Source organism: Streptomyces sp. NPDC094143, assembly GCF_040303825.1.
Classification (GTDB): Bacteria; Actinomycetota; Actinomycetes; order Streptomycetales; family Streptomycetaceae; genus Streptomyces.
In genome coordinates this window covers 229,707-237,794 of the sequence record NZ_JBEOTZ010000010.1, presented here as the reverse complement: position 1 = coordinate 237,794, position 8,088 = coordinate 229,707, and the positions used below count along the sequence as shown (strand labels likewise).

The following is an 8,088-nucleotide window of genomic DNA, read 5'->3' as shown; positions in this document are numbered from 1 at the left end:
AGCGTGCCTGCGGGCGCCCGGATCTCGGCCGGGAAGTTCGGCAGCGTCGACAGGTCGTTGCCGAACGACGCGGTCTCCGAGGTGAAACGGTCACCCGTGAGCTGCATACCGTCACCCGAGTCCCCCGCGAACCTGATGATCACCCGGTCCAGGCGCCGGACGTCCTTCGCGCCCGCCGCTTTGCGCTGCTCCCCTGCGACTGCTCCGTCGGCCTGCTCCGCTGGGCTACTGACCTGGCTGGTCACTGAACTGGACCTCCCTAGAGGCGGCTGTCCGGGACAGGCCTTCCCGCAGGCCCTCCCAGCTCAACCCTACGACCGCAAGGATCGCCTTCCCCGGGTCATTCGCATGTTGGACACGACTTCGAGACGTATCGGCGCCTTGACCGGCATGTCGGCAGTCTCACGAATTGAGGTACGTCAGCACGGCCAGCACCCGGCGGTGGTCGCCCTCGCTCGGGGACAGCCCCAGCTTGAGGAAGATGTTGCTGACGTGCTTCTCGACCGCCCCGTCGCTCACCACCAGCTGCCGGGCGATCGCCGAGTTCGTCCGCCCCTCGGCCATCAGCCCCAGCACCTCCCGCTCACGCGGGGTGAGCCCCGCCAGCACGTCCTGCTTACGGCTGCGGCCCAGCAGCTGCGCGACCACCTCCGGGTCCAGGGCCGTCCCGCCCCCGGCCACCCGCACCACCGCGTCCACGAACTCCCGGACCTCCGCCACCCGGTCCTTCAGCAGATAGCCGACGCCCCGGCTGGACCCCGCGAGCAGCTCCGTGGCGTAGCGCTCCTCCACGTACTGCGACAGCACCAGCACGCCCAGCCCGGGGTGCGCCTTGCGCAGCTGCACCGCCGCCCGGACCCCCTCGTCGGTGTGCGTCGGCGGCATCCGCACGTCGGCCACGACCACGTCCGGCAGCTCGCCCAGCGAGTCCAGCTCCGTGATGGTCTTGATCAGCGCCTCGCCGTCGCCGACCCCGGCGACGACGTCGTGCCCCCGGTCGGTCAGCAGCCGGGTCAGGCCCTCCCTGAGCAGCACGGAATCCTCGGCGATGACCACCCGCACCCTGTCCTCCACGATGTTTCGGCCCCCCACAGCCCGACGCCGCCCGTCCGCGGCCCACAACGGCTCCGCGCCCATCCGTGCGACGGGTCCAGCATTTCAGGCCCGGGCGGTCCGTGGGGACGGGACCGGCTTCTCGACTGGCCGATTCGAGTGGTGAGGGGCACCGAAAGGGGGCCGGAGGGCGGTGCCCTCCGGCCGGTTACCGCATGTCCGGGAGCCGGGCTCCCGCCCGGATCACCGCACGTGCTCCCCGCGCCACGGCAGCTCCGCCGTCACCCGGGTCGGTCCGCCCGCCGGCGAGTCGACCACCAGGATCCCGTCCACCGCGTCGAGCCGGTCCGCCAGGCCCGCGAGCCCGGACCCCTGGGACACCTCGGCCCCGCCCACGCCGTTGTCCACGACCTGCAGCATCAGCCGGTTCTCCGTCCGCCACACCTCGACGGCGGCCCACGTCGCCCGGGAGTGCTTGCTGATGTTCTGCAGCAGCTCCGACACCGTGAAGTACGCGATCCCCTCGATCGCGGGCGCCGGCCGCTCGGCCAGGTCGACCTCGACCCGCACCGGCACCGTGCACCGCGAGGCCACCGACGACAGGGCCGCGTCCAGACCGCGGTCGGTCAGCACCGCCGGGTGGATGCCCCGGGCAAGGTCCCGCAGCTCCTGCAGCGCCGTCTTCACCTCGCCGTGCGCCTCGTCCACCATCCGCTGGGCCGCCTCCGGATCCTCCTGGAGCTTCTCCTTCGCGAGCCCCAGATCCATGGCCAGCGCCACCAGCCGGGCCTGCGCCCCGTCGTGCAGGTCCCGCTCGATGCGCCGCAGGTCCGCCGCCGCCGTGTCGACCACGACCCCCCGGTCCGACTCCAGCTCCACCACCCGCGACGCCAGCCGCGAGGGTCCCAGCAGCCCGTGCACCAGCAGCCGGTCCACCATCGTCAGCGCCCGCACGATCCACGGCGTGGCGATCGTGAAGAGCAGACCCACCAGCGCCGTCACCGTGATCTCGAACGGGTTGTCCAGGTAGACCCGGTGCGTCTCGTCCCCGTACAGCTGGATCCCGTCCTGCCCGGCGTAGACCGGGAACACCCAGAACCACAGCGGATACGTCAGCAGCCCCCAGCCCAGCGCCCACACGTTCACGGTGACGACGAACGAGAACACCGCCCAGGGCAGGTGCAGCACCGAGTACAGCAGCGCCCGCCAGGAGGTGCCGCTCTTGAGGACGGCGCCCATCCACGCCATGGCGCCGTGCCTCTTCATCCGCAGCGGCTCCGGGTCGGCCACGTCCAGGTCCAGCAGCGCCCTGGCCCGCGTCCGCTCCAGCGCCCCGATGCCGCGGCAGCCGGCGAGCGCTCCCGCCAGGACCGGTATCCCGAGGAACGTCACCAGCAGACCCGCCCCCAGCGACACCATCGTGACCGCGTAGGTGAACAGCAGGACGCTGATCGGCAGGCTCAGCAGCACGTAACCGAGCTCGCGCCAGGTGCGGCCCTCGACCGGCGCGCGCAGCGCGGCGGGCAGCCGGTACCGCCGTTCGGTGCTCCCGGGGAACCCGGACCCGCTGTCGAGCCCGTATCCCTGTCCGTACTCCGTGGCCATCGGCGTCGTCCTTCTCCTCGTCCTGCGGCTGTTCCCTCGTACCTCCACCCTGCTCCGCCGCAGGTCGGCGGACCATGGAGTCCGTCGGCGTCTTGGACGGGGGGTTTTCCCCACCCCTGGGCGGATGAGCGACGCCGCCCGGCGCCGGGGGGCCGGGCCGGGCGGTTGGTGGGCGGCGTGGGTGGTTTGCCGCCGGGTCCGGGGTGGGTGGTTGGTGGGCGGCGTGGGTGGATTGCCGCCAGGTCGGGTCGGGCGGAATGCCGCCAGGCGTCCGGGCCGGGCCGTCGGTCGGTGGCCGGGCGGAGGCCCGGCGGCAGGTGCCCGGGCCGGGCGGGCGGATGGTGTGATGCCGGGCGGCCGGGAGGGCTAGCGTCGGATGTCCGGTTCCTGCGCGTCCGTGCGGTCGCGCCACGGCAGTTCCGCCGTGACCGTCGTCGGGCCGCCCTCGGGCGACTCCAGGACGAACAGGCCGTCGACCGCGTCCAGCCGGTCGGCCAGGCCCTTCATCCCCGTGCCGCCGTCGAGACTGGCGCCCCCGCGGCCGTCGTCCCACACCTGGATGAGCAGCCGGTCCTCCGCGCGCCACACCTCCACCGACGCCGACTTCGCCCGGCTGTGCTTGCTGACGTTCTGCAGCAGCTCCGAGACGGTGAAGTAGGCGATGCCCTCGATCGCCGCGGCCGGCCGGGCGGGCAGATCGACCGTCACCTTGACCGGGACCGTGCACCGCGAGGCGACCGAGGACAGAGCCGCGTCCAGGCCGCGGTCGGTCAGGACCGCCGGGTGGATGCCCCGGGCCAGGTCCCGCAGCTCCTGGAGCGCCAGCTTCACCTCGCCGTGCGCCTCCTCGACCATCGCCGCCGCCGCGTCCGGGTCCTCCAGCACCTTCTCCTTCGCCAGACCCAGCCCCATCGCCAGATTGACCAGGCGGGCCTGCGCCCCGTCGTGCAGATCCCGCTCGATGCGCCGCAGGTCCGCCGCCGCCGTGTCGACCACCACGCCCCGGTCCGACTCCAGCTCCGCGATGCGCCGCTCCAACTCGTCCGAGGGCGACAACAGTCCCCGCACCAAGGCCCGGTCCACGTTCGTCAGGCCCCGCGCCACGAACGGCAGCACGGGCCACAGCACGAACAGCGAGGTCAACGTGAAGGCGAACGTGAAGACCCCCCACGGCAACCGGATGAACTCGTACAGGACCGTGCGCCAGCCCACCGGATCCTTCAGCTGCATCCACAGTCGCTGGAAGAAACCGCCCCCGCCGCGCAGCCGCAGCCGGCTCGGCTCGTCCACCCGCACCCCGAGCAGCGCCCGGGCCCGCGCCCGCTCCATCCTGCCCAGCTGCCGCGCCCCCATGAGCCCGGCCGCCAGCAGCGGGAACCCGACCACCGTGAGGGTCAGCCCGAGTCCGGTGAACAGCACCGTCACGACATAGGTGAAACCGAGCAGCGCGACCGGAAGGTTCGCCAGGAGGTGCGCGATCTCCTTCCAGGTGTGCCGGTCGTAGGCGAGACGGGGCGGGGGCGGGCGGTCGTCCCGCCCGGCCGCCGGCTTGCCGCCGGGGAGGCCGGGGGACGGGAAGCGTTCGGTCATACGCGTAAGCGTGCCCGGCGGCGCAGCACCGCGCCATGAGGTGGACCGCCAGGATCGACTGAGGAAAACCCCACCCCCGCGTGCCGGGGTGTGACGGGCTGCTTACCCTGCCTTTATCAGGGCCTAGACTCCCGTGCGTACAGATCGTCGAACAGCGGCGTCCGCGTCTCCGGCCGGGCCGGGCCGGGACGCCGCGTCACGGAATCCAGTCCGAGTTCAGGGAGCGAGGGACGGACGTGCCGGAACCGACCGTCGTCACCACGACCGTCGTCGCGGCGGACTACTTCCAGTCCTACTCGGTCGTCGGGCTGCTCGCCGTCGTCGGCGTGCTGTTCGTCGCCGTCGCCTTCGGGGCCGGCCGCCTGCTGCGGCCCGTGGTGCCCACGCCGGAGAAACTGCTGACGTACGAGTGCGGCGTCGACCCCGTCGGCGAGGGCTGGGCCCACACCCAGGTCCGCTACTACGTCTACGCGTTCCTCTACGTGATCTTCGCCGTCGACTCGATCTTCCTGTTCCCCTGGGCCACCGTCTTCGCCGCCCCCGGCTACGGCGCGACGACCCTGGTGGAGATGTTCATCTTCCTCGGCTTCCTGGCCGTGGGCCTGCTCTACGCCTACAAGAAGGGCGTCCTGGCATGGACGTGACCCCCGAGCCTGTTCTGCTGCCCGAGCCGAAGCGGCTCGGCGCCCTCGCGCGCCTCGCGCCCGAGCCGATGAAGGTGATCCTCAACTGGGGCCGCCGCTACTCGCTCTGGGTCTTCAACTTCGGACTCGCCTGCTGCGCGATCGAGTTCATCGCCGCGTCGATGGCCCGCCACGACTTCATCCGCCTCGGCGTCATCCCCTTCGCGCCCGGGCCGCGCCAGGCCGATCTGATGGTCGTCTCCGGCACGGTCACCGACAAGATGGCCCCCGCCGTGAAGCGACTCTACGAGCAGATGCCCGAGCCCAAGTACGTCATCTCCTTCGGCGCGTGCAGCAACTGCGGCGGCCCGTACTGGGACTCCTACTCCGTCACCAAGGGCGTCGACCAGATCATCCCCGTCGACGTCTACGTCCCCGGCTGCCCGCCCCGTCCCGAGGCGCTGCTCCAGGGCATCCTCAAGCTCCAGGAGAAGATCGCCCGCGAGTCGCTGGGGGAGCGGTACGGGACCCCTGCGGGGCGTCCTTCGACGGCGGCACTGCAGAGCGGCCTGGTGCAGCCGCCGGGGTCCGGTGCGGGGTCCGGTTCGGGTTCGGCGCCGGGGTCCGGTGCGGGGTCCGGTTCGGGTTCGGCGCCGAGGTCCGGTTCGGGTTCGGCGCCGGGCTCCGGTTCGGATTCCACCCCGGGCTCCGCCCCCGGCTCCGACTCGACGTCCGGGGAGGGGCGATGACCATGGCCGGCTGGCTCCCCGCCGACGCCGAGGAACTCTTCGGCCCGGACGCCACCGCCGAGGAGTCCTACGAGGTCCTGACGGTCGACGTACCGCCGGCCGCCTGGATCACCGCCCTGGAGACCGCCCGTGACCGGCTCGGCTGCACCTACTTCGACTGGCTGAGCGCGGTCGACGAACCGGGCACCGGCTTCCGCGTCTCGGCGCACGTCGCCGCACTGTCCCCGGTCCGCCGCCTGCTGCTGCGTACGACGGTGCCGCACGACGCCCCGTCCCTGCCGTCGGCCATCGGCGTCTACGCGGGCGCCGCCTGGCACGAACGCGAGACGCACGAGATGTTCGGCGTCACCTTCGAGGGCCACCCGGCGCTGGACCACCTGCTCCTGCCCGAGAACTTCGAGGGCCACCCCCTGCGCAAGGACTTCGTCCTCGCCGCCCGGGTCGCCAAGGCCTGGCCCGGCGCCAAGGAACCCGGCGAGTCGGACCATGGCGGCCCCAAGCGCCGCCAGATGCTCCCGCCCGGCGTCCCCGACCCGAACGAATGGGGCCCCCTGAAGGGCCAACTCCCCCCGGCCCCCACCCGCCCGGCCCGCGGCACGGCCCGCCCGGCAGGCGAACGCCCGTCCCGCGCAGCGGGAGACCGCCCGGTGCGCCGCGCACGCTCGGCGGCGGAGGGCTCGGCGAGCCAGGCTGCGGCCGCGGCCGCGGGTGAGGCTGGTGGGGCATCTGCGGCCGGCCCGCGTCGCGCACGCTCGGCGGCGGAGGGTTCGGCGAGCCAGTCGACATCCGGCGAGCCGACTTCTCCGGCTCCCTCCGGACCGCGCCGGACCCGCACTGCCGCGGAGGGCTCGACCAGCCAGACGTCCCGCGCTGCCGAACCTCCGTCGGGGGAACCCCAATCCCCGGCATCCGGCTCCGAGCCGGCGGCATCGGGGCCGGCCGCGCAGCGCACGCAGCCCGGCACGCAACCGGGCGCACCCGCCTCCCCCCGCCGGGCGCGCAGTGCGTCGGAGGGCAGTGCGAGCCAGCGGGCCGCCTCCGACCGGGGCGACATCGAGCCGGGTCGGCCCTCTCGTGTGCCGCGCAGCACGGACGCCCCGTGGCACCACGCCCGCCCCGCGTTCGACGAACCGGCACCGCAACCGTCCCCGGAAGCCGCGCCGATGCCGGACCCGGAGCCCTCGGCCGCGCCCGAGCCGCCGACGGACGCCCCCGCGCAAGCCACGGATTCCCCTGCGCCCACGAACCCGGGTGAGCCCACGAAACCGGCTGAGCCCACGAAACCGGCTGAGCCCAGGGAACCCAGCAAGCCCAACGAACCGGCTGAGCCCAGCGAACCGGCTGAGCCCAGCGAACCGGCTGAGCCCAGCGAACCGGCTGATCCCGACGGCCCCACGGAATCCACAGACCCCACGGAATCCACGGACTCCAGGGAATCCACAAACCCCACGGACCCCACAGACCCCAAGTCCCCCACACACCCCGCAGGAGGCCCGCAGTGAACGACGTGCTCGACGTCGCCCTGCGACTCCTGATCGTCTTCGTCGTCTTCCTCACCTTCCCCCTGATCATCGGCCAGACCGAGCACAAGGTCATGGCCCACATGCAGGGCCGCCTCGGCCCCATGTACGCCGGTGGCTTCCACGGCTGGGCCCAGTTGATCGCCGACGGCGTGAAGTTCGCGCAGAAGGAGGACGTCGTCCCGGCGGGCGCCGACCGCCGCATCTTCCAACTGGCCCCCGCCGTCGCCCTCCTGCCCTACCTCCTCGTCCTGCTCGCCATCCCGATCGGCCCCGACGAGGGAGCCGTCGGGCAGGTCATCGACGCCGGCGTCTTCTTCGTCCTGGCCGTCATGGGCGTCGGCGTCCTCGGCTCACTGATGGCCGGCTGGGCTTCCGCGAACAAGTTCTCCCTGCTCGGCGGCCTGCGCACAGCAGCCCAGCTCCTCGCCTACGAACTGCCGATGCTGCTGACCGCCGCCTCGGTTGCCATGGCGGCCGGCACCGTCTCGCTCCCCGGCATCCTCGACGCCTTCGAGTGGTGGTGGCTGCCCTGGCAGATCGTCGGCGCGATCGTCTTCTTCGTTGCCGGCCTCGCCGAACTCCAGCGCCCGCCCTTCGACATGCCCGTCGCCGACTCGGAGATCATCTTCGGCGCCTACACCGAGTACACCGGCCTCCGCTTCGCCCTGTTCCTCCTCGCCGAGTACGCAGGAATCGTCGTCCTGTGCGGCCTGACCACCGTCCTCTTCCTGGGCGGCTGGCACGGCCCCTGGGGCGCCGACGGCCTCGGCTGGGTCTGGACCCTGCTGAAGACCGCCGTCCTCGCCTTCCTCGTCATCTGGCTGCGCGTCACCTACCCGCGCTTGCGCGAGGACCAGCTCCAGAAGCTCTCCTGGACCCTCCTCGTCCCCCTCTCCCTCGCCCAGATCGCCCTCACCGGCATCGTCAAGGTGGTGATCCAGTAAC

7 protein-coding genes and 1 pseudogene are annotated in these 8,088 nt (G+C 72.6%); 4 read left to right on the top strand and 4 right to left on the bottom strand.

Annotated elements, in window-relative coordinates; all coding sequences use genetic code 11:
- The 4 genes and pseudogenes from ABTZ58_RS16355 to ABTZ58_RS16340 all read right to left on the bottom strand — a co-directional run.
- A pseudogene (locus tag ABTZ58_RS16355) lies at nt 1–245 on the bottom strand (2-oxoacid:acceptor oxidoreductase subunit alpha); the annotation flags it as partial.
- Nucleotides 246–402: 157 nt separating this feature from the next.
- Entirely contained in the window at nt 403–1,062 is a 660-nt protein-coding gene (locus ABTZ58_RS16350; protein ID WP_502996076.1) for a LuxR C-terminal-related transcriptional regulator, read from the bottom strand.
- Between the two features lie 234 nt (nt 1,063–1,296).
- On the bottom strand, nt 1,297–2,658 hold the full coding sequence (locus ABTZ58_RS16345; RefSeq protein WP_351356146.1) for a sensor histidine kinase: 1,362 nt from the start codon (nt 2,656–2,658) through the stop codon (nt 1,297–1,299).
- 366 nt (nt 2,659–3,024) lie between these two features.
- Nucleotides 3,025–4,248 carry a sensor histidine kinase gene (locus tag ABTZ58_RS16340; RefSeq protein ID WP_351356143.1) on the bottom strand — a complete coding sequence of 408 codons (1,224 nt, stop codon included), beginning with the start codon at nt 4,246–4,248 and terminating at the stop codon, nt 3,025–3,027.
- Nucleotides 4,249–4,484: 236 nt separating this feature from the next.
- On the opposite strand from ABTZ58_RS16340, the gene ABTZ58_RS16335 reads away from it, so the two are divergent.
- Genes ABTZ58_RS16335 through ABTZ58_RS16320 form a run of 4 tightly spaced genes read left to right on the top strand, consistent with a single transcriptional unit; the run spans nt 4,485 to nt 8,087 of the window.
- Complete coding sequence (locus ABTZ58_RS16335; RefSeq protein ID WP_010041427.1) at nt 4,485–4,892, top strand: NADH-quinone oxidoreductase subunit A; 408 nt, start codon at nt 4,485–4,487, stop codon at nt 4,890–4,892.
- On the top strand, nt 4,883–5,620 hold the full coding sequence (locus ABTZ58_RS16330) for an NADH-quinone oxidoreductase subunit B (protein ID WP_351356140.1): 738 nt from the start codon (nt 4,883–4,885) through the stop codon (nt 5,618–5,620). Before ABTZ58_RS16335 ends, ABTZ58_RS16330 begins: the two co-directional genes overlap by 10 nt.
- Nucleotides 5,617–7,122, top strand: coding sequence for an NADH-quinone oxidoreductase subunit C (locus ABTZ58_RS16325; protein WP_351356137.1), 1,506 nt, complete (start codon nt 5,617–5,619; stop codon nt 7,120–7,122). Before ABTZ58_RS16330 ends, ABTZ58_RS16325 begins: the two co-directional genes overlap by 4 nt.
- A complete protein-coding gene (locus tag ABTZ58_RS16320; RefSeq protein ID WP_351356134.1) occupies nt 7,119–8,087 on the top strand; it encodes a complex I subunit 1/NuoH family protein in 969 nt (322 codons plus the stop codon). The genes ABTZ58_RS16325 and ABTZ58_RS16320 overlap by 4 nt, the downstream gene beginning before the upstream one ends.
- Nucleotide 8,088: the final 1 nt, after the last annotated feature.

What these genes read in the sequence shown, in the direction of transcription:
- ABTZ58_RS16345 (WP_351356146.1), bottom strand. Translation starts at nt 2,658, where the DNA reads ATGGCCACGGAGTACGGACAGGGATACGGGCTCGACAGCGGGTCCGGG.
- ABTZ58_RS16340 (WP_351356143.1), bottom strand. Translation starts at nt 4,248, where the DNA reads ATGACCGAACGCTTCCCGTCCCCCGGCCTCCCCGGCGGCAAGCCGGCG.
- ABTZ58_RS16330 (WP_351356140.1), top strand. Translation starts at nt 4,883, where the DNA reads ATGGACGTGACCCCCGAGCCTGTTCTGCTGCCCGAGCCGAAGCGGCTC.
- ABTZ58_RS16325 (WP_351356137.1), top strand. Translation starts at nt 5,617, where the DNA reads ATGACCATGGCCGGCTGGCTCCCCGCCGACGCCGAGGAACTCTTCGGC.